This is a genomic window from Paenibacillus psychroresistens (genome assembly GCF_009728935.1).
GTDB classification, from domain to species: Bacteria; Bacillota; Bacilli; order Paenibacillales; family NBRC-103111; genus Paenibacillus_AC; species Paenibacillus_AC psychroresistens.
Map to the genome: position 1 here is coordinate 2,668,149 of NZ_CP034235.1, position 23,469 is coordinate 2,691,617.

Genomic DNA, 23,469 nt, shown 5'->3' on the forward strand with positions numbered 1-23,469 from the left:
ATGATTCACTGCGAAGGACTTGTTAAAATTTATAAAACGGCAGAGATTGAGGTTGTTGCGCTCCAAGGCTTGAATTTAACGATTGAAGCGGGAGAAATGATGGCGATTATCGGCAATAGCGGCAGTGGGAAATCCACTTTACTGAATATTCTTGGTGGGCTCGATCGCCCATCGGCAGGCGTCGTTGGGGTAGGTCCATGGGATTTGTTGAAGATAACGGAGGCACAGCTTGTACAATATAAACGGCAAACCGTAGGGTTCATCTGGCAAAATAATTCACGAAATCTGCTGCCATACCTAACTGCTTTGGAAAATGTCGAGACGGCGATGATGCTTAATGGCAAGGTAGATCGCATATATGCTAAGGATTTATTGGAACGAGTTGGCTTAGCACATCGGATGCACAGTAAGCTGCAGCAGCTGTCTGGTGGTGAGCAACAGCGAGTAGCCATTGCGATTTCATTGGCCAATCGTCCCGCTTTACTGCTAGCTGATGAGCCAACAGGCTCTGTTGATTCGGAGACGGCAGACCGGATAATGGATATCTTTAGAACAATGAACAAGGAGCTGGGTGTGACGATTGTGATTGTGACTCATGATCTTACTCTGGCGCATAAGGTGAATCGAGTTGTTGCGATACGTGATGGCCAAACGAGCTCAGAGCTGATCCGCCGCAAAGAAGAATTGCAGCTATCACCAGAAGAAAACGATGTTCCACAGGCATCACATGAGGAGTATGTCGTATTAGATCGGGCTGGACGCCTTCAGGTGCCTAAGGCTTATCTAGAAGCTTTGCAAATAAGCGGCAAGGCATCTATGGAATTTGATGGTGAAACCATTATGATTCGAGCGCCTAAGTAAATGGCAACAATAAAGGAGGTTACACAAGTATGCGACTGAGAATTAGTGAAAGAATGCAACGTGTTTCTATTATTAGTTTGATAGCTATTCTGGTAGCAAGTTTAGCTTTAACACCGTTTAGCGCCTTGAAGATCGCCAATGCCGCTGCTATTGAAACGGTGGTTCCATTAAAAACGATACCTCTCTCTGCCAAAAGCTATATTAAGTTAAAGCAGGCATTTATCCTTTCTGCTGAGCATTCTAACACGGTTAGCTTTACACTCACCATTCATAATGGTGATACAAAGGATATCCAGTTCCTTGATTATTGGGTGAGATTATTCACTAAAGCTGGGGCCATTTACTATCCTCAGCTCGTCACCGAGCAGCTCAATAAAAAGCGGATCGTTGCAGGTACTGACGAAGACTTCACTTTCTATGTATCAGTAGGAGCCAAAGTTAAACTGCAGGATTTGATTTTTAAAGCACTCAAATGGGATTTTAAGGAACCTAGCTTTACGAAAATAGTAGGCGAAATCTCATTGCCAGCTAACTATACATTGGCAGTTAAGTGGAATGCACAACAGAAGCTAGAGGGTAATGACACCGTATTCTCAGCCAAAATGATTAAAACCAGCCAGCAAAAGAAAGAAGATACGTTACTTGCGACTTTGCTATATTCCATAGAAAATATCGGTTTGAAAAGTGCCGCATTACCGAATTACGAATACTCCATTCTTACAGCCGATGGCATAGAGTATTCATTGGAAGTTAGTGGTTTAAGCCCTGGTGAACAGCTTTTGCCTAAAATCGTTAAGGAGCTTGAATTATCGGGTATCCTGCCAGCTAAGGTGAAGCTTAGCCAGTCCAAGCTGCTAATTAAAACAACCGAAACAGCTAGTAAGCTGATTTTACCGATTGCCCTTTTTGAGCTGGCTGCAACCAATTCTGAAGATCCCACTTTAGTTGTCGTTGATAAAGGGACAATTCTCATTGATAAACAAACGGTAACCGCTTCGGTATATGAGGTAACACAAACTCTGAATGATGAGGCAACACAGCCTCTGATTGAAGAAGGCTATCTGACAGAACTGCTTTTTAATTTTGAGAATACGGGCAGCAAAAAGGTGACAATACCCAATTATCAGTTCTTGCTCCGTACAGAGGACGGGCTATCCTATCCGCTGAGTACATCTGATTTAACGAATCTAGTGATTAATCCCAAGCAGAAAAAACAAATTAAGCTTTCTGTGACCATCCCCCTTGATGTTAACATGGGTCAGATGAAGCTCGAAATTTACGAGCCGCTTGTTTCAGGAGCAGAAGCTGCTAAGAACAAACGAATCGGCACTTATTCATTGCCGCAAAATACAGCAAGCATAAACATAACCGCTAATATGGGTCAACCTGTTTCTTATACTAATGACTCCGGAGTTTATGCGCTTAGCCTTAATTCCTTACAAAGACTGCCTTGGCAGGATCAAGATCAAATGATGGCGGAAATATCGCTGCAAAATAGTTCAAGCTCATCGTTACCTATCCCCGAAATCACTGGATATTATCTGCTGGATGACCTTGTGAAGGTAGAGGCTAGAATCGTTCAACCAGAGCAAGGTATTGCAATTAGCGGAAATTCAGCCAAGAGCTTAATTGTGCTAGGAAATCTTCCTTATTCGCAGCAATTTGAGTCTTTACAGCTAATTTTGCAAGTTGCTGGAGTCGATCATAGTAAAATCACTATAGCTGAGTTCAGTGGTACCTCTGAATACATGAAGCTTAATGTAGTGGAAGCTGAGGAAGCCTATGAAATTACGGATTCAGGGCGAAAAGCCAAGCTTAATCTGCATAAAGTAAGTACTTATACAAATGCGAGCTCAGACTTAGTTTATGCAGAGCTTCAAATGCAGAATACAGAAAAACGCTTTTCGCATTTAGCACGCTTAAACGGTTATTATAAAACGGCGGATGATCGTTATTACCCAGCTGCTATTTCGAATGTTGAACAAAGTGTAAGTCCAGATGGAAGTGATCTCATCTCTTTTTGGAGCAAGGTTCCCAAGGGACTTAAGCAGGAGGACTTGCAGCTGGTCATCGGCGAAGCGACTACAGGCAATAAAACTTCAAGTGATGGAGAGGTGCCAAATGGATACATTAATCCTGTCGCATTTCAGCTAACTGCGGGCAACAATCCTGCCAAGATCAGCTTTACAAATCTCGAAATATCACAATATCACGCTTTCATAAGTAAAATTAAAACTACAATCGGTTTAATACCCAATTCAGTCGGACTTTCATTTAATTATGCCTTAACCAAAAATGATATTCCTTATGAAGCCGTTCCTGAAGGGCATAAATTGGTGATTGAATTTGAAGCGGAGAATGAGAAATATACGGAAGAGCTTGAGCTCGAATCAGGAGCAGGCAGTAAAGTACTGCAGCTTGGAAGCTCTAACACTTACCAAATCAATATAACCGATCCGGATTTATTTACTAAAATAACCACCTTTAACAACTACACACTTAGAATCTATGATAAATTTCAAGATCATAGCCAACTTTTGGCAGACAGAAGCTTTAAATTTTTCACAGATTCTGATTAATTTGATCAGGAAATAATGAAGAAAAACGGAGATGCTTAACGCATAACTCCGTTTTTTTTTGAATATATCATTGTAAATTTAAGAATTTATACTTGAATTATATGATTTAGGACCAGATGATGATTTGTTGAATTATGGTGGAAAGTACTATTGGAGCACTTGGATAAAAGACAGAGAACAACCCATTTTAGTAACGTTCAACAACAATTGTTTAAACGAAATTCAACGGTCATAATCTCCTCCTCTCTATGCTATAATTGAGCTAAAACTAGCATAGAGGTGAGTTATGGGGCAGCAGGATGGACAAGCATTAATGGAATTAGTTGCCGGAAGCCGCAGTCAGTGCCATAAGGGAAAGGTGGCCGATTATATCCCCATGCTTGCAAAGGCGTCTGCTGAAACACTTGGCATAGACCTCCACAAAATTGGTGAGAAGAATCCGCTTGAAGCTGGAGATAGTACCACGGTTTTTACGATGCAAAGCATTTCCAAGGTATTTACTTTAATCCTTGCTCTGATGGACTGGGGGGAAGAGGTTATTTTTGAGAAGGTTGGGATGGAGCCAACAGGCGACAACTTTAACTCCATGGTTAAGCTAGAGCTAGTTGAGCCTGGCCGACCTTTTAATCCAATGATTAATGCGGGGGCTATTGCGATTACCTCCTTAATTAAGGGAGCATCACCCCAGACTAAATTTAAACGAATTTTAGGCTTTATTCGCACAGTTGCTGGAGACGAGAAGCTGGATTACGATCGCGAGATATTCGAATCCGAGGTTGCTACAGCAGATCGTAATCGTTCCTTAGGTTATTTTTTAAAGCATAATCATTTTCTAGAAGGTAATGTGGAAGCGCATTTGCAGGTTTATTTCAAGCATTGCTCGATTTCTGTAACTTGCAGGCATTTAGCCCGCATGGCGATGATTATGGCTAATAATGGTTTAGACCCCGACAATGGGAAAGAAATTATTCCAAAGAGGTATGTGCAAATTGCCAAGGTCTTTATGATATCTTGCGGGATGTACAATGCTTCTGGTGAGTTCGCGATTCAAGTCGGCATTCCAGCAAAAAGTGGTGTATCCGGTGGAATCATGGCTATAGTTCCAGGGAAGATGGGTATCAGCGTAATCGGTCCTGCGCTAAGCAATAAAGGGAATAGCGTGGCAGGGGTGCATCTGCTGCAAAGGCTCTCTGAAAAATGGCAGCTAAATATGTTTTGATTTATAAAGCCCTTCAATTAGCTATTTAGCTGATAGGGGGCTATTTTTTATGCTGAAATTGTAGTCTTCCATAGTTTATGCTACTAAAATATGGTTCTAGACGGGTTTCTTTTACACTGAAATTATCGGAGAATAAAGCTGCGACTCAGGAAATATCAGAGATGGGTTGCCTAAGAAAGGAGGCGTTTTTGAATAGCGGTAGTAAGAAGGATTGTGCAATTATCATTGTTCAATGAACACAAATTTAAGAAGGAGGAATTAATAATGTCCAAAAGGTTTACGAAAATTATGTTTGTATGGTGTATGAGTTTCGCACTGCTAGTGGGAGGCTTGTCTTTAGGTGCTCCTAAGGCGTCTGCAGCAACGGTATTCTCCAATGTCTCTGCTAATACAACGACACCGGCGCAATATGACAAGTATGAGTTGGATTTTGATTTAAGCTCCACCTATGCAAATCCGTATAACCCAGATGAGGTGGATATTCGGGCTTATTTTTTAACGCCTTCCGGCCAGACTGAAGTCGTACCTGGATTCTATAATAAAAGCTCTTCACCCAAGTGGGCAGTGAGATATGCGCCTAGATTAATTGGGAATTACAGTGTCTATATTAAGGTTACAGATGGCAGTGGTGTCGGTCAGTCGGCAACCTATACCTTTACATCTGGAGGGCCTGGCACCAACCGTGGTTTTATGGGAGTAAGCGGCAATCGCTTTGTCGATAGCTTTGGCAAACAATTAACCTTGATTGGCACTAACTATGCTTGGGGCACACCAAGTGAAATTCTAACAGCAATGCCACAATATAAAGCTGCGAAAATGAATATTATGCGCGTATGGCAAAGTGTTTGGTGGGGGAATTATGCCTTAGAATGGGGACCAACCGTCACCACACAGAACGGGATTACAATGAATTATGAAGGTATCGGTAAATATCAAAATGATAATTTAGCACGTACGGATACTTTAATTGAAACCGCTGCTGCTAATAACATTTATGTCATGCTAACTGTCAACAGCTTTGGTGATTTCTATTACGATTGGCCGCAAAATGCTTATAATACGGCAAATGGCGGGCCGGCAAGCTGGTCAGAGAACAATACTAACTTCTGGACCAATGCCACAGCAATTGATTATCAAAAGAAATTATTACGATATACTTTTGCCCGATGGGGTTACAGCAGAGGCTTAGGAATGCTGGAATATTGGAATGAATCGGATAATCGTGTAGATACAGACGCTACTACTCGAGGAAATTGGCATACGACTGTAGATAACTATTGGAAGAGCTGGGATTTCTATGATCGCCCAACAACAACCAGCTTTGCTTGGAAGGATCATGTAGGATTTGGACAAACGACATGGTCTACGTTGCCAACGATGGATACAGTGAATCTTCATGATTATAATACATCCGCCAATGCCATGGATAATTGGGAATTAAATATTAAAAATATGCTGAGCACCTTTGGCAATCGTCCAGCTTTTATTGGTGAAGTAGGGAAGACAGGCGGTGATCAAACATCGGATCCGCAAATGCCTAACTTTGTCCATGACAGTGTTTGGGGACCTGTGTTCCGCGCAGGAGCAGCGGGTACCAGCTTGTGGTGGATTTTTGAAACTGGCTTTAATGTCCCAGCAAATTATAAAGCCATTTATACAGCGTTTGCCAACTTCATACAGCCGGAAGAGCAATATCTGCCTTCTGAGCCATTTGTAGATTATGGTGCTCAGGCAAACTCAACCAAGGTAGGTGCTTTTAAGAATGGCGATAGAGGGCTGCTTTGGATCAACAATACCACGGCAACTTATAATGTTACCAATCCAAGCACGATTAGCGGTATGTCGTTTACGCTCCCGGGAATGAATAACGGAACGTATGACATCACCTACTTCAATACTGTAACAGGTACGAATATTTCTACTACAACTGCAACGGTTAGTACAGGAAGCTTGGTAATAAGCAGTATTCCTTCGTTTACAAGGGATATTGCCATTAAAGTGGTTCGTCAAGGCAGTGGTGTTGTCGATACACAAGTACCTACTGTTCCGACTAATTTAACTTCACCTTCCAAAACAGACTTATCGGTAAATCTGTCGTGGAGCGGTTCCACAGATAATGTAGGCGTTACAGGCTACGATATCTATCGTGGAGCGACTTTAGCAGGTTCTACTGCGGGTGGGACTACATTTGTCGCTACCGGATTAACTGCGAATACAGCCTATTCCTTTACGGTTAAAGCGAAGGATTCAGCAGGCAATATCTCAGCAGCAAGCACTGCATTAAGTGTGACAACGAATCCACCAGATACAACTGCACCAACAGCTCCAAGCGGTTTAACCTCACCATCCAAATTGGATGTGTCCGTCAATTTGTCATGGACAGCTTCAACAGATAACGTCGGAGTTACGGCTTATGATGTTTATCGAAATGGATCACTAGTAGGGTCATCAAGCGGGACGGTGACTGTGTTTACAGCTACCGGTCTGACGGCATCAACTGCGTACACTTTCACTGTTAAGGCTAGAGATGCAGCATCAAATGTGTCTGCAGCCAGTAATTCGTTAAGTGTAACTACGATGGCTCCGATTGCACAGAATATGCTGCAGAATCCAGGATTTGAAACGGATGACGGGTATGGCAGCGTGAATCAGTGGACCTGTGAGCAGACTTTTTATTGCAGCAGAGATACGTCTATTAAACGTACCGGGAATTCTTCACTGAGATGGTCAGGTTCCTCAGGTGCATGGTTTGGGACACTTCAGGATGTGGCTGCGACGGCAGGAACTACCTATACGTTCGACGGATATGTTAATATCACGGCGACTACAGGTGAGCTAAATGTTAAGCTTCAATTCCTTAATAGTGCAGGAACTATAATAGCCGATAATAATTCAGCTATTTTCACAGCTGTTACTGCTGGTTGGGTAAATGTGCACGGTGCTTATGTTGCCCCTGCGGGTACGGCCAAGGTTCGCGTATATCCTTATATCCGCGGTTTGAATGGAACCATGTATTTTGATGATTTCTCAGTAACAGGTGGCAGCGGAGGCGGAGACACTACTGCACCAACAGCTCCGACTGGGTTAACCTCACCTTCAAAAACGGCAACAAGTGTTAATCTGTCATGGACAGCTTCAACGGATAACGTTGGTGTCGTTGGTTATGATATTTATAATGGAGTCTCTCTTGCCGGAACAACTACAGGAGCAACTACAATTACAATTTCCGGGTTGACAGCAAGCACAGCTTACAGCTTTACGGTAAAAGCAAGGGATGCAGCAAGCAATACTTCTGTAGCGAGCAATGCATTGAGCGTAACAACCAATGCTTCAGCCGACACTACTGCACCTAGTGCTCCAGCAGGTCTAACCTCGCCTGCAAAGACTACAACAAGTGTAAGTCTTTCATGGACAGCGTCAACAGACAATGTAGCTGTGACTGGTTATGATATTTACCGAGGGGCCACTCTTGCGGGATCTACTACGGGAGCTACTACTTATACCGTTACAGGATTGACGGCTAATACGGCTTATAGCTTTACAGTTAAAGCCAAAGATGCAGCAGGTAATATCTCTGTAGCGAGTAGTGCATTAAGCATTACAACGAATGCAGTGGCCGATACTACAGCACCATCTGCACCAACTGCACTAAACTCGCCTTCAAAAACATCTACGATGGTAACTCTGTCATGGACAGCTTCAACAGATAATGTTTCGGTTACGGGCTATGATGTGTACAGAGGAGCTACACTTGCCGGGTCAACAGTAGGAGCGGCTACTACCTTTACAGCTTCTGGTTTAACGCCGAGTACCGCTTATAGCTTTACAGTTAAAGCTAAGGATGCAGCCAACAATATATCAGCAGCAAGCAGTGCGTTAAGCGTGACGACGAATGCGGCAAGTGTAGCAAATTTACTAATCAATCCAGGTTTTGAAACACTCGCTGCCGATGGGAAACCGGATACGTGGATATGCGAGCAAACTTATTATTGCTATACAGACACGGCTATTAAAAGATCAGGAACAAGATCCTTGCGCATTGATGGCAACTCAGGCCCATGGTTCGCTGTTTATCAAGCAGTCTCCGGAACTCCGGCAAAAATATATACGTTTGACGGCTATCTGAATATTGTCAGCAATAACGGCTCGAAAATTGATATCAAGGTGCAATTTTTGAACAGTGCAGGTTCAGTCATTGGTGATAATCTGGTTACTTCCTTTGACGGCACCACAACAAGCGGATTTGTTAATTTGCATGGGGCTTATACAGCACCAGCCAATACAGCAACTGTTCGTGTATTTATTAATTTCACAAACATGAGAGCGGTTATGTACTTCGACGACATGTCGCTGACTTCGAATTAGTTTGCTTTTAAAATGGCTGCCCCTTCTGAAGAAATTCAGATGAGGGCAGCTTTTTGTGCGTTTGGCAGCGCAATCGACGATTTAGGTTGCCTTTCATTTAGCTATCTAGCTGTTATGGGCTGTTTTTTTACGCTGAAATTTTAGTCTCCCATAGTTTATGCTACTAAAATATAGTTCTAGACGGGTTTCTTTTACGCTGAAATATGATGTGTATCGCAGAGCGACGTTGGCAGGCTCAACGACGGGAGCGACAACTTACACAGCTACTGGTTTAACTGCTAGCACAGCATACAGCTTTACGGTTAAAGCGAAGGATGCAGCTTGCAATATCTCTGCCGCAAACAGCGCTTTGAGCGTTACGACGAATGCAGCTGCGGATACAACAGCGCCAACAGCGCTTTAGAAGCAGCTGGTTTCGATTCTCGTCTGAGCCAAAGGGATAAAGCTCAAATGAGTGGAATCTAAGGTAAAGCCCTTAAGTTTGCCGTGTTGTTATTCCGTGTTCAACCAAGGAAAATGGTAGTTAAAAGCTGCAATGAAAGATGAGGGGAGCTTGTATGTCAAAAAAAATGAAGCTCAAAGGACTATATTTTATAGTAGGTTTATGCATTCTGTTAGGCGGGTTAGGTTACTTTTTAATCGATAATTCCAGTACAGCAACTAATGCTCCCATTGAAACCGAAGCAGCCACTCCAGCTCCAACTATGATTTCAGCCACTCCTACCCTATCTCCAACTCCAGCAACTCCGACACCTTTACCAACCACAATCTCCAATATTTCAGTAAAAACATCAAAAACTCAGCAGTATGGAAAATATGAGCTGGGGTTTGATTTAAGCACCACCTATACGAATCCTTTTGATCCGGAAGAGGTAAATGTGGAGGCTGCAATTACAACACCATCGGGGCAAACAGAGATAATGCCAGGGTTTTTCAATTCGAAAGCTACAGCGAAATGGGCGGTTCGTTATTCTCCTATGGAACTCGGCAAGTATAGCGTAATTTTAAAAGTTACAGATAACGGTGGAACTATCCAATCTACAAGCCAATCATTCACAGTTGAACCACCAACAGATCCTTTAAACCGCGGTTTCATGACAACCAAAGGCAACAGGTTTTCTGACAGCTACGGAGCGCAATTAACCTTGCTTGGCAGTAATTATGCATGGAGTAAGCCGGAGGAAATTCTTAAATCGATGCCTGAATACAAAGCCGCCAAGATGAACATCATGCGAGTTTGGTTCAATGTTTGGTGGGGAAATTATGCGCCTGAGTGGGGACCGATTACAACTAAGCAGAATGATATCGAGATGGTTTATGAGGGTGTCGGCAAATACCAGCAGGACAATATGGAACGTTTTGATAAGCTGATGGAGACGGCTGAAGCCAATGACGTTTATATCATGCTGACAATGAACAGCTTTGGTGATTTCTACTACGACTGGCCGCAAAATGCCTATAACAAAGCTAATGGGGGTCCTGCTAGCTGGATTGAGAATAACACCGACTTCTGGACAGATCCTACAGCTATCGCCTATCAGAAAAAGCTTTTGCGTTATGTTTTTGCGCGTTGGGGATATAGCAGGAGCTTAGGTATTCTGGAGTATTGGAATGAATCGGATAATCGAGTTGATGTAGGCGAAGATCCAGCTGTTAGAACAGCTTGGCATGAAACGCTGGATACTTATTGGAAAAGCTTAGATTTCTATCATAGGCCAACCACAACGAGCTTCGCTTGGCGTGACCACATAGAATTTAACAAAGTTACGTGGGAAAAGCTGACTACTCTTGATGCGGTCAATATTCATTATTATTTAAATGAAGATAATGCTGCAGATACTTGGGAAGCTGAATTAAAACGTATGCTCCAAGCTTATGGGAATCGTCCCGCATTTATTGGCGAATCCGGTCGCACGCCATCTGATAATTCATCAGATCCCATGACGATTAATTACTATCACGACAGCCTTTGGGTTCCTTTATTCCGAGCTGGCGCAGCAGGGGCAAATCTTCCATGGATCATGGATGAAGGCTATGAAGGTCAAAGCGGATTTAACGTGCCGGTAGAAATTAAAGCCTTTTACACAACGTTAGCCAATTTTATTCAGCCTGAGGAAAAGCTATTAATTGATATGCCTTTCATTGACTATGGTATGCAGGAGCAGAGTATTAAAGCGGGCGCTTACCAAAGCAAAGATCGCGTACTGCTTTGGCTTAACGATACCCTTGCCCCTTTTAAAGAAACGGATCCAAGATCAGTAAGCAATTTAACAATCGCTATTCCCAATCTATCAACTGCAGCCTATAACATCGAATATTACGACACATTGACAGGAGCAAAGCTCAAAACTACTCATGCAAGCACAAAAAATGGAATACTAACATTAAAAAACATCCCTTCGTTTAAAAGAGACATAGCGGTCAAAGTATATTTAAGTAAATAAAAATAGTCTACTTTCTAAGGTATTAAGCTTAAGTTTGTCATGTTGTTGATCATTCGCCTAGCCTTCATAATAAGGTTATGCAAGAGCGACAGCATGAGAAATATAGCAGAAGGGAGACCTTATGGATAAAGTAATTGGCAGCTTTGAACCACCGATACAACGATTAGCCAGCAAGCCAACTTTTGCAAAAAAACTTTGGACTCAAAGAAATTTGCTGATCATGACCGTTCCATTTATTATCTGGGTTTTCATTTTTGCTTACGGTCCTCTGTGGGGTTGGATTATGGCCTTCCAGAAATATAGACTGGGATTCGGGATATGGAAAAGTCCTTGGGTCGGTTTGGAAAACTTCAAAACATTATTCCAAGATACAGATTTCTATCATGTGCTTCGCAATACCTTGGCCATGTCTGTAATGAATTTATTTGCAGGGTTCATAGGCGCCATTGTTCTTGCCTTACTTTTGAATGAAGTCAGCGGAAAGCTTTTCAAAAAAACAATCCAGACGATTACCTATGTTCCGCATTTTGTATCCTGGGTAGTAGTCGCCAATATTATTATCACTTTCTTATCTCCAGATAGCGGCTTGGTCAATAAATTCTTGATGAAGCTGGGAATCATACATGAACCGATTTATTTTATGGCAAATGAGAAAATCTTCTGGTATATTCAAACCGCTGCAAGCCTTTGGAAAGAGCTGGGCTGGAGTACGATTATATATCTAGCCGTTCTAGCCAGCTTGAATCCGGAGCATTACGAAGCCGCTGATGTAGATGGAGCGAGTCGATATCAGAAAATGTGGTATATCTCGATACCGGGCATTATGCCAACCGCAATCTTGCTGCTTATCCTCTCCCTAGGCTGGATTATTCAATCAGGCTTTGAAGCCCAGTTATTGTTAGGCAACTCAATGGTCATTGGCCGTTCTGAGGTATTGGATTTATATGCATTGCGTTATTCGACGGAAATCGGTGATTTCTCTTATGGAGTAACCGTTAGCATGTTTAAATCTGTAGTTGCTATTCTGTTAGTCCTTTCAGTAAATTTAATTGCCAAAAAAGCAGGACAAGGTCGGCTATTCTAGCAGACGGCTAAACACTGAATTACAAGGGAAAGGAGCTGCTCATACTGCGACATCGTACATTTGGTGATGTTATCTTCTCAAGTTCAAATTACATGATTTTAACAATACTTGGTTTTATGACATTCTTCCCGTTTATTCATCTACTTGCTGTTTCTTTCAATGATCCACTTGATATGATTGCAGGGGGCATAACCTTTTTTCCGAGAAAGTTTTCACTCTTCAATTATCATTATATTTTTAGTAATAAGGCTTTGTACTTAGCAACGGTTATTTCCATTCTGAGAACCTTAGTTGGGACAGGATTAGGCGTTTTATTTACAGCCATGATTGCTTATGCTTTAAGTCGAAGAGAATTTATGTTCCGTAAATCGTTCAATTTTATTTTCGTAATGACGCTGTATGTTAATGGCGGGTTAATTCCAACCTATCTTTTAATAAAGAATCTCGGGCTGATGAATAGCTTCTGGGTGTATATCCTCCCCGTATTGATCAGTGCTTATAACGTAATTATCATGCGGAGTTACTTTGAACAGCTGCCTGAAGCGATTGTAGAATCTGCTAAAATGGATGGAGCCAACGAGTTCCAAACCTTGTTTCGGATTATTCTTCCTATTAGTATGCCGGTTGTAGCAACTATTACTTTATTTATCGGAGTGTTTCATTGGAATTCTTGGTTTGATAATTCGTTATATAATAGCAGAAGTCCACACTTAAACCTGCTGCAATATGAACTAAGTAAAATCCTGATGCAGTCTGTTACATCAGCAGCAAGCTCAGCTGAAGCACTTAATAATAACAATGTTGCTCGCTTAAGTCCACAGTCGATCCGTGCAGCATTAACCATTATTGTGACGTTTCCAATCCTTCTGATTTATCCTTTTCTCCAAAAATATTTTGTAAAAGGGATAACACTTGCTGCAGTTAAAGAATAAAGCTTCTAGAATATCGAGCGGAGCTCAAGCTTCGTTGATATAAATATACTTTTATTATGAGAGGGTGTCACATGCAAACCACAAAAAAGGGTAAATGGTTAGGGTTAGTATTAAGCATTTCATTAGCATCAATTGCATTCGTAGGCTGCTCCAAAAGTACAGATGTAGAAACTAGTGCAGCACCAGGGGCGACCGTGGCAGCAACAACAGAAGCAACAACTGCAGCAACAACTGCAGCCAGTGCAGCTCCAGAAGTAAGTAAAGCTCCTGAGCTTACACCGATGACTTATTCAATTAACACTGGGGATAACAAATTAACCTGGGATAACCCGATCAGCAAAATATTAACAGAGAAAACAGGGATTACTCTTAAGTATGATTTAACAGCAGGCGACGAAAAACCAAGATGGGATATCTGGCTAGCCGCAGGCGATTATCCCGATATTGTGTCTTTAGATCCAGAGCATATCAAAAAATATAAAGATGCAGGTGCCATTATCCCGCTTAATGAATTAATCGAACAATATGGACCTAACATCAAAGCTAAATTCGGCGAGTATTTCAATCTACTCAAAGGTCCAGATGGCATAATTGATTCGATTTACAACGTGAATCTGAACAAAGAAGCTTCTGCCGATTCGACAGCTAATTTTATTGTGCAATATGATGTGTTGAAAGAAGCCGGTTATCCGGTTATCAAAACCTTCGATCAGCTTTATACAATTATTAGCGATTATGTAAAGAAACATCCTAAAATTGATGGGAAAGACACCATTGGGTTTACGGGAGCAATGAATGGATGGGTAAATAAAATCCAATTTAATAATCCGATTACTTTCTCAGCAGGTCGTCCAGACGAAGGAAATTTCCAAATCAATGACGGAAAAGTAACCTTCAATCCAGTTTCCGCCGATGCGAAAAATTATTATGGCTTTTTGAATAAATTATACACAAATGGATTGTATGATAAAGAAGCTTTCTCGCTCGATGGGGATAATATGAAAGCCAAAATGGCACAAGGCCGTGTACTTGCTGCATTTGCACCAAATTGGTTGTTGGGAGATACAGAGAAGTCTTTAAGAGCAGCAGGCAAACCAGAACGCCAATACGCTAAGCTGCCGATCTATTCTTCGGAAACGATTGTGGATCATAACAATACGATTGTACCAACAGGTGCAGGTACAGGTCATTGGGCGATTACTAAAAATGCCAAGAATCCTGAGCGGATCATTCAGTTTATTGATTACCTCTTCTCTGATGAAGCTCAAATATTGACGCATTGGGGTATCGAAGGCGTAGATTACAAAATAGTTGATGGGAAACGTACAGAAACACCTGAAAAAATCGCCAAAGTGATGACTGATCCGGATTATTGGTATAAAGAAGGCTTGAAAAGTGAGGCTAGCGGTACAAGTTCAGGCTGGTTCTCCATTGGAAATGGTGCGAAGCTAGCAGATGGTGATTACGCTACTCCTGTTACCAATGAATCCGTACTTGCTAACTATGACCAAGCAACAAAGGACATTTTAGCTAAATATGGAAAAAAGGTTTGGGCCGAATTCCTGCCTCCGGTTGAAGTAGTGCCCGGATATCTGTGGCAGTTAACTCCGCCAGATTCGACCAAGGTTCCTAATCAGAAAATTGAGGCCCAGTGGTTCAAGGATCTTCCGAAAATAATAATGGCGAAAACCCAAGCTGATTTCGATAAGAATTGGAATTCAATGGTTGAAGCCATGGGCAAACAAGGATTGACTCAATATGAAGCAGATATGACTAAGCTTTGGGCTGACTTTAATGCTAATTTTACAAAATCACTCGGCCAATAATTTAGTAGTGAAATTTATATGAATCGAATACTCCTTATCCTCAGCTCTTGAGGGTAAGGAGTTTCATTCCATTTAACAGGTAATTGTGCTATTTTGGCGAATATGAAAAGAGATCAATAGTTTTGAGGATATGAGGGATGTACGGGATGAAAATTAGAACAAAACTTATTCTAGCTAATCTACTAATTGTTCTATTTTTACTCGGCTCGCTTACTTATGTCTTGATTAAAAAAAGCAGTGATATTGTTTTAGATAATGTGATGGAAAATGCTCAATTGTCTTTATCTCAGGTTAGTGCAAATTTAGACAACAAATTACATTCCTATGAAAACATCGCGAACACCATGTACTTAAACACCTCTTTGCAAATTATGCTGCAAACTCAATATAAGGATATGGAAGCAGCTTATGTGGATTATTTTGCTAGCTTCCAGCCTTATGATTTAGCGATGCGAACAACACAGAATATAGCCCATATGAAAATATATACGGACAATCCCTCTTTTGTTTTTGCAAACTTTAGTTTAATCGATAATGATATTCTGAATAGTAATTGGTATAAAAAGGCAATGGAAAGCCAATTCGGCAATTATTGGACGGCTTCCTATGATAGTACATTTCCCACAGAGCGACTTTTTAGCTTTCGTCAGAGATTAAACAATTTCAATGTTAATTCTCCCCTAGTAGTCTCATTAGAAATAGATATCAGTGTATTGGATAGCCTGGTTACGGAAGAAAGCAAACGTAAAAGAATTATTTTTGCCCATGCCGATGGAGCGGTTTTCATAGACAGCTCTAAGAATCAAAAGATAGCTAATATTGTTGAGCTGCCCTTTTATGATGAACTGCAAGCCTCAGCAACGGGGAATATTGCTTATAAAGAAGGCAAGCAATCGTACAGAATCCTATTCCAGACCCTAAGTTCACGAAATGCTGTAAAGGGATGAAGGTCATTACCTTCATGCCTCTAAATGATTTAATGCCAAAAGTCGAGCAATTGCAATCCTTGGCCATTCTATTATTTGTTATTGCTTGTTTGATTTCAGGTGCACTTATATTCACTTTTTCAATCGGTTTGACCAGTAGGTTTACAGAACTCAGCTCGAAGATGAAGCGGGTGCATAAGGATAATTTCCAGAGCTTTATTGAGGTGAAAGGCAAGGATGAGGTCGCGCAGCTTGGACAAATCTTTAATGTAATGGTTCAGCGTCTAGGCCAATTGGTCAATGATGTTTACCGCTCAGAGATTGATCAGAAGGAACAAGCTTTACGGACGAAAGAAGTGGAGTTATACGCTTTGCAAACACAGATTAATCCTCATTTTTTATTTAATATTCTGAATATGATCCGCGGTAAGCTGCTGATTGCAGGTGATCGCGAAAACGCTAATATTGTTGGATTGCTTGCGAAATCGTTTAGGATGATGCTGAAAACAGGCGGACAATCCATCCAATTAGCGGAAGAGATTGAGTTTGTCGATATTTACCTGCGGCTGCAAACCTATCGGTATGTTGATAAATTTCAGTACTTAATTGAAATTCCGGATGAGCTTCAAGATATCAAAATTCCTAAGCTTTGCCTTCAGCCACTAGTGGAGAATGCTATAACTCACGGAATAGAGTTAAAGAAAACAAAATCGCAAATTTTTATTCGTGGCGCAAGGGTTGGAAAAGAGATTCATATTATCGTAGAAGATGACGGTTTAGGGATTTCCACAGAGCGTTTTGTTGAAATTCAAGGCTGGTTGCAGGAAGAAGGAGCTATTACCAAGGATACACATATCGGCTTGAAGAATGTGCATCATCGCTTGAAATATTTGTTCGGTGATGCTTTTGGTTTGGTAGTCGAAAGTGTACTAGGTCAAGGCACCAAGATAACGATGATTATTCCAGATCCATCTATAACAGGAGGTGATGACCTTGTATGATGTTTTAATTGTAGAAGACGAACCCATTGCAAGAGAATCACTCAAGTATCTGATTGATTGGCAAGAATATGGTTTTGCGATTAAGGCTGAGGCCGAAGACGGTCAGCAAGCATTGGAAATGATGAAATCGCATTATTACGCTTTAGTTGTAACCGATATTCGGATGCCAACGATGAATGGTTTGGAATTTATTAAGGAGCTGCGTTTATTCTCAGACGCTGCTGTCATTATTTTAAGCGGGTATGATGATTTTGAATATGCCAGACAAGGGATGAAAATGGGTGTTCAGGATTATTTATTAAAGCCTTTAGATGAAGAGGATCTTATTAATATATTGCAGAGATTACAGCAGGAAATCGCACAAAAGCATCGAAAGCACAGACAGCTTCATCTTGGGCTTACCGCTTTACGAGATCAATTTCTTAAGAAGCTGGCTCATAATCAGATTAAAAAGAACGAATATTCAGATCAGCTAAAGCTGTTGGAAATGCACACGTCTTTTGAAAGTATTTGCTGTTTGCTGGTGGAGATGGACTTCTTTCATCCGTTAGATGCCAATTGGACGGGACAAGAAATTGAGCTAAAGCGTTTTGCTATTCGCAATATTATAGAGGAAATTTGTGGCCGATCTGGATATGTTTTTGAAGTATCTGAAGAGAGATATGGCATCGTATATATAGGAACGGATGATGAATTAGACGACGAGTTTATGATGGAATGGGCAGGGGAATTAGCAGAGGCTGTTCGATTGTATGCGAAGGAAACGGTCAGTATTGGATTGGGTCAGACTGTTTCACAAATTCAGGATGCTCATCAGTCCTTTCATTCCGCTGAAGCTGCTTTGGATGGGAAGTTCCTCATGGGTAACAACGCCGTTCTGAAAAGTATAACACCTATAATGAATAATATTGAGCAGAAGCAGCTGCTTAATCTGGAGGAAGAAGTGCTAGCTGCAATTAAAAGCTATCATCGCGAACATGTCTCGAAAGCGCTTTTACAGCTATGGGATGGGTTTAAAACAAAACAAGCGCCAGCGAATAAAGTGAAAACTACCGTCTTGGAGATTCTTGTCCAACTGATGCATTTGGTGAAGAATACGGGAGCTAATCATGCGGAATTATTCGATCATGAATTAGGTGATTATGAGCGTGTGATGAAAATAAAAACGCTGGAAGAGCTGTTTCAATTTATCGAACGGAAATGCTTTGCTGTCCTTGATTTATTGCATAAAACAAAGGACTTTCAACCGAATAAAATTATTGAAACTATGAAAAAAATTGTGCAGGAGCAATACCCGACGAATTTAAGCTTACGTGTAGTGGCTCAGCAGGTTTTTATGAATCCGGTTTATCTTGGCCAGTTGTTTAAAGCAAATGTTGATTGTTCTTTCAATGATTATTTATTGCAGGTACGGATGGATAAAGCCAAGCATTTGCTAACTCATTCCGATAAAAAAGTTTATGAAATTGCCCAAGAGGTCGGCTTTGGCGAGCTCGATTGGTTCTATAAACGCTTCAAGCTATATACAGGCTTTAGTGCTAGCGAGTATAGAGCTTCTACGTAAAAAACTATAAACGGATAAGGAGAATTTAAAAATATGTATTTTGGAGCTTGTTACTATCCAGAGCATTGGCCTGAAGAGCGATGGGAAACAGATGCAGAAATGATGAAAGCCGCAGGCTTTAATATCGTTAGACTTGCTGAATTTGCTTGGTCAAAAATAGAGCGATACGAAGGAACCTTCGATTTCTCTTGGTTGGACCGGATTATAAGCTTGTTGGGTAATCAAGGTATTAAAGTAATTCTAGGTACACCGTCTGCAACACCTCCCAAATGGTTGATGGATCAGCACAATGAAATCTATATGCGCGACATGTACGGACATGTTCGTGGATTTGGCAATCGCCGGCATTATTGTTATAGCAGTGATATCTATCAAACCTATGTGGATATCATCGTGGATAAAATGGCGCGCCACTATGCAGGAAATCCTAATGTAGTCGCATGGCAAACGGATAATGAATTTGGTTGCAATGATACGACTCGCTGTTATTGTGATAATTGTTTAAGTAAATTTCAAGCGTGGTTGAAGCGGAAATATACAGAGATAGATTCATTAAATGATACCTATGGAACTGTGTTCTGGAGCCAAATTTATAATAGCTTTGAAGAGGTCGTTTTACCGGCCTTTACCGTATTTCCGTTACATAATCCAAGCTTGGTATTGGATTACCGTCGTTTTGCTTCAGATTCTGTGATAGATTTTCAGAAAAAACAGATTGATATAATTAGAGCGCTCGCTCCTCACCAATCGATAACCCACAACATGATGGGGGCGTTTAATGAAATTGATTGCTACGACTTATCGGCTGATTTGGATATTGCTTCTTGGGATAATTACCCTAACCTGATGTTTACTAAAGAAGTGAATCCGGCGCTTGCCGCTATGCAGCATGATATGACACGAGGATTAAAGCAGCATAATTTCTGGGTGATGGAGCATCAAAGCGGACAGCCTGGCGGCAATATAATGTTTCCAACCCCTAAGCCGCAGGAGCTTCGACGTTGGACGTATCAATCGATTGCACATGGAGCCGATGGGATACTCTATTTTCGCTGGCGAGGCTGTTTGTTCGGAGCGGAGCAATATTGGCATGGAATATTGAATCATGATGGTAAGCCGGGGCGTAAATATCGTGAGGTGCAGGAGGTTGGCAATGAGCTTGCTCGAATTTCTGCGATTATAGAAGGCTCTGTTAATAAAGCTAAAGTCGCTATCGTGCGCTCTTATGATAATGAATGGGTCTTTGAAATCCAGCCGCATGTCATGCATTACAGCTATATGGAGCATTTTACGAGATATTATCAATATTTTTACGATAAAAATATCCAAGTAGACATTATTTCACCTGATTTTAATTTCTCGGAGTATAGTCTTGTGGTTCTACCTAATTATATTATGGCTACGGATGAGCTTGTAGAGAAGGTTAATGCTTATGTTCGTTTGGGTGGGAATGTAATCTTCGATTTCCGTGCAGGGGCCAAGGACTGGAACAATCGGATGGAACCACTCACACTGCCAGGGAAATTTGCTGAACTGTTGGGGCTTACCGTTGAAGAGTATGGTGTTTTGAATAAAGGGGAGTCACGCAAAGTAGCTTTTGGAGGAGTAGAGGGCAGCTTCACTGCTGAAACTTGGTTCGATGTAATTAAGACGGAACAAGCTGAAGTATTGGCAACTTTTGATGAGGATTATTTTGCTGGCTGCCCGGTTGTTACTAAGAATAGATATGGTCAAGGACATGCGTTCTATATTGGATCTGATCTTGAGCCTGCTTTAATGGAGCTAACGTTAGACGAGGTTTGCAAGGTTGCAGAGACTGAGGCGAGTCATGGGATTTCAGCACCCAAAGGAATAGAGCTTGTTAGTAGGAATAAAGCAGGTCAAGCCTATATTTTTGTGATTAATCATACGGTGCTTTCTCAGACAATCCAGCTGCATAGGTCATTTGAAGAGCTACTAGGTGAAAGTGTGCTGCAAGGCGAAGTGGTAATTGAAGGTAATGGCGTTCTAATTCTAGCAGGTGCAAAGGAGCAGGTTTAAATGGAAGAAAATTATTCATGGAAAGCTAAATGGATTTGGGCAGCGCCCGATAAGAAAGCTGATTATGCGAAAAAGATAGAAATGGTTTATTTTCGACGGAGTTTTGAGCTGGAGGAAATTAATCAAGCGCGGTTGTTGATTCGGATTTCTGCAGATAGTCGTTATCGCTTATTTATTAACGGAATTGCTGTATCTGCTGGACCTTGCAAGGGTGATGAGAATACACACTACTATGAAACGGTGGATGTGACGGAATATTTGCAGGCTGGTTTGAACGTACTTGCTGCTCAAGTCATTCATTACGCTTTTGATTTAACGGGTGGCGCAGAGTCGGGTCCGATCTCAGTGAGACGCTCTGATCAAGGTGGGTTTTTTCTAGAGGGCAGCTTGGTGGATTCTGCGGGTGATGTTATGGAGGCGTTAAATTCAAATGAAGCTTGGCAGGTACTGAGATTAGACTCTGATGGTATGAAGCTGCACAAAGAAACCTTCACTTTATTTATTGGTGGAGGGGAGAATGTTGATGGAAGTAAACTGCCGCATGGCTGGGAGCAAGCTGATTATGATGCTGGTGAGTGGGGCTTAGCTGTTGTTGTGGCGGATGCCTATGATTCCATGTATGGTCAGCTTAGTCGGTGGCTGTTGACGCCGCGGGCGATCCCGTTAATGGGGGAGTCTAAACAGGTATTTGCAGGAATTGTTCGGGGAGCCATTGGAGATAAAAACTGGGAGCAAGGTAAGGACATTTCAGCTTTGCAGGAGTTAACCCTATTACCAGGAGAAAGCTTATGGCTTGAATTGGATGCTGGGAAATTTACAAGTGGATATCCTCGACTCGAATGGTTTGGTGGGGCTGGTGCCTCGATAAACTTATTATATGCAGAGTGCTATGAATACCCGTCTGGCCCTGATGGCAGACGGAATAAAGGCGTGCGCGATGAGTATGAAGGTAAAGCCTTATATGGATTTTATGATGACTATCTTGCTGCTGGATATGGCAGCCAGGCTCTGCAGTCGCCTGAAATTTATGAACCCTTTCATCGCCGCGCTTTCCGTTATATTCGACTTTCCATCCAAGCAGGTGCTGAGCCGTTAACACTGGGGGATGTTACATTCCGCCATACAGGATATCCGCTTCAGGTTACAGCTGATTTTGACTGCTCGGATCCTTCATTTGCTCAGCTTTGGGAGGTTAGTATAAACACACTTCGCAACTGTATGCATGAAACCTACGAGGACACGCCTTACTATGAGCAGATGCAATACGAAATGGATACGCGTCTGCAGGCGCTATTTACCTATAATATTAGTGCCGATGATCGCTTAGGCCGCAAAGCGCTATTTGATTTCCACAGCTCCTTGCTGCCAACTGGCATGCTGCAAAGCCGTTATCCTGCGGCTTCCGGGTTACGTCAAGTAATTCCTGGATTTGCTTTGTTCTGGATTATGATGGTGCATGATCATTATCATTTTTTTGGAGATGCATCGTTAGTTGTTAAATATCGCCCTTCGATGGATGCGGTATTGGGTTGGTTTGAAAATAAGCGTGATCACACGGGCTTAGTTGGCAAGATGCCAGAGGCATATTGGTCATTTGTCGATTGGGTTATGGAGTGGAAGGAGACTGCCGGTGCGCCACCTGCTGGGAAATTAGGACCTTTAACGGTATATAATTTAATGTATATCGACTCGCTTACCAAAGCAGCAGAGCTTAATGAAAAGACTGGAAGATCAGACACGGCTAAAGAGTATTTGCTTAAAGCGGATGAAGTCCGTAGAACATTGCGTGAGCTTTGTTGGTCAGATAATCGGCAGCTGTTTCAGGATGGTCCAGGGGTTGAGTTATACAGTCCTCATGCGCAAATTTGGGCTGTTTTGACAGAAACTATAACGGGTGAGGAAGCTCGCCAGTTGATGCAACGAATCTTGGAATCCAATGAGCTGCCGAAAGTATCAATTGCGTTTACCTACTATTTCTTCCGCGCCTTGAAGATGACTGGACTATACGATCAAACACATAAGTTATGGGATCCATGGCGTGAACAGCTAGATCTGCATTTAACGAGCTGGGTCGAGGATCCCGTTTCAGAACGCAGTGATTGCCATGCATGGGGCGCACTTCCTTTATTCGAATTTCCTAATGAAGTGCTAGGCGTCAAGCCTTTTAATCCAGGCTTCTCAGAAATTGAGATTTCCCCTGTTGTGGGCGCACTAACATGGGCTAAAGGCAGTGTAGCAACTCAGTATGGTTTAGTTGAAGTAGATTGGAGTATTGAATCAAATCGCTTTGTAATTAAAGTTAAGGCACCGAATAAAGTACCAGTGAAAGTGCTGCTGCCAAATGGTGAGTCGCATGTTTTCTTGGATAGAGAATATATAGAGCTTTCTTGCAGTATTACGAATTGATAGTTAATGCAACGAAATGTTTAAGAATATTACGATTGAAATTATGAACTCTGCGATCTGCGGTTGCCTTTTGAGTCGTATCCCCTTAGCTCAGTGTGGAATTCTAAGCGACTTTTAACCTTTTTATCAAAAATTGCCTCTGAGGCAAAGGGATAACAACCCAAAGGAATTAGGCTGCCGACTAACAAATAAGAGGGGCTCGGAGCACTAAAGAATCTACTG

General features: G+C 41.7%; 13 protein-coding genes and 1 pseudogene. All 14 read left to right on the forward strand.

Annotated elements, in window-relative coordinates:
* The 14 genes and pseudogenes from EHS13_RS11970 (at window position 1) to EHS13_RS12035 (ending at window position 23,247) form a co-directional block, all read left to right on the forward strand.
* Window positions 1–861 carry an ABC transporter ATP-binding protein gene (locus EHS13_RS11970; protein ID WP_155700570.1) on the forward strand — a complete coding sequence of 287 codons (861 nt, stop codon included), beginning with the start codon at window positions 1–3 and terminating at the stop codon, window positions 859–861.
* Window positions 862–890: 29 nt separating this feature from the next.
* Window positions 891–3,440, forward strand: coding sequence for a hypothetical protein (locus tag EHS13_RS11975; protein ID WP_155700571.1), 2,550 nt, complete (start codon window positions 891–893; stop codon window positions 3,438–3,440).
* 286 nt (window positions 3,441–3,726) lie between these two features.
* Window positions 3,727–4,659, forward strand: coding sequence for a glutaminase A (glsA, locus tag EHS13_RS11980; protein ID WP_155700572.1), 933 nt, complete (start codon window positions 3,727–3,729; stop codon window positions 4,657–4,659).
* 264 nt (window positions 4,660–4,923) lie between these two features.
* Window positions 4,924–9,024 (forward strand): fibronectin type III domain-containing protein, encoded by a 4,101-nt coding sequence (locus EHS13_RS11985; protein WP_155700573.1) that lies wholly within the window; start codon window positions 4,924–4,926, stop codon window positions 9,022–9,024.
* Window positions 9,025–9,226: 202 nt separating this feature from the next.
* Window positions 9,227–9,412 (forward strand): annotated as a pseudogene (locus EHS13_RS36235) (carbohydrate-binding protein); the annotation flags it as partial.
* A 169-nt stretch (window positions 9,413–9,581) separates the two neighbouring features.
* Window positions 9,582–11,468 (forward strand): DUF5060 domain-containing protein, encoded by a 1,887-nt coding sequence (locus tag EHS13_RS11995; RefSeq protein ID WP_155700575.1) that lies wholly within the window; start codon window positions 9,582–9,584, stop codon window positions 11,466–11,468.
* Between the two features lie 121 nt (window positions 11,469–11,589).
* Entirely contained in the window at window positions 11,590–12,552 is a 963-nt protein-coding gene (locus tag EHS13_RS12000) for an ABC transporter permease (RefSeq protein ID WP_155700576.1), read from the forward strand.
* 92 nt (window positions 12,553–12,644) lie between these two features.
* On the forward strand, window positions 12,645–13,484 hold the full coding sequence (locus tag EHS13_RS12005) for a carbohydrate ABC transporter permease (RefSeq protein WP_155700577.1): 840 nt from the start codon (window positions 12,645–12,647) through the stop codon (window positions 13,482–13,484).
* A gap of 71 nt (window positions 13,485–13,555) precedes the next feature.
* Window positions 13,556–15,310, forward strand: a complete 1,755-nt coding sequence (locus EHS13_RS12010) for an extracellular solute-binding protein (RefSeq protein WP_162463076.1) — start codon at window positions 13,556–13,558, stop codon at window positions 15,308–15,310.
* 146 nt (window positions 15,311–15,456) lie between these two features.
* The gene (locus EHS13_RS12015) at window positions 15,457–16,257 is read left to right on the forward strand and encodes a cache domain-containing protein (protein ID WP_155700579.1); all 801 of its coding nucleotides are present in this window, start codon (window positions 15,457–15,459) and stop codon (window positions 16,255–16,257) included.
* A complete protein-coding gene (locus EHS13_RS12020; protein WP_155700580.1) occupies window positions 16,254–17,237 on the forward strand; it encodes a sensor histidine kinase in 984 nt (327 codons plus the stop codon). Before EHS13_RS12015 ends, EHS13_RS12020 begins: the two co-directional genes overlap by 4 nt.
* Entirely contained in the window at window positions 17,230–18,801 is a 1,572-nt protein-coding gene (locus EHS13_RS12025) for a response regulator (protein WP_162463078.1), read from the forward strand. The genes EHS13_RS12020 and EHS13_RS12025 overlap by 8 nt, the downstream gene beginning before the upstream one ends.
* Before the next feature lie 33 nt (window positions 18,802–18,834).
* Window positions 18,835–20,841, forward strand: coding sequence for a beta-galactosidase (locus EHS13_RS12030; protein WP_155700582.1), 2,007 nt, complete (start codon window positions 18,835–18,837; stop codon window positions 20,839–20,841).
* Complete coding sequence (locus tag EHS13_RS12035; RefSeq protein ID WP_155700583.1) at window positions 20,842–23,247, forward strand: alpha-L-rhamnosidase-related protein; 2,406 nt, start codon at window positions 20,842–20,844, stop codon at window positions 23,245–23,247. It abuts the gene before it with no gap.
* The last annotated feature ends 222 nt before the right edge of the window (window positions 23,248–23,469 follow it).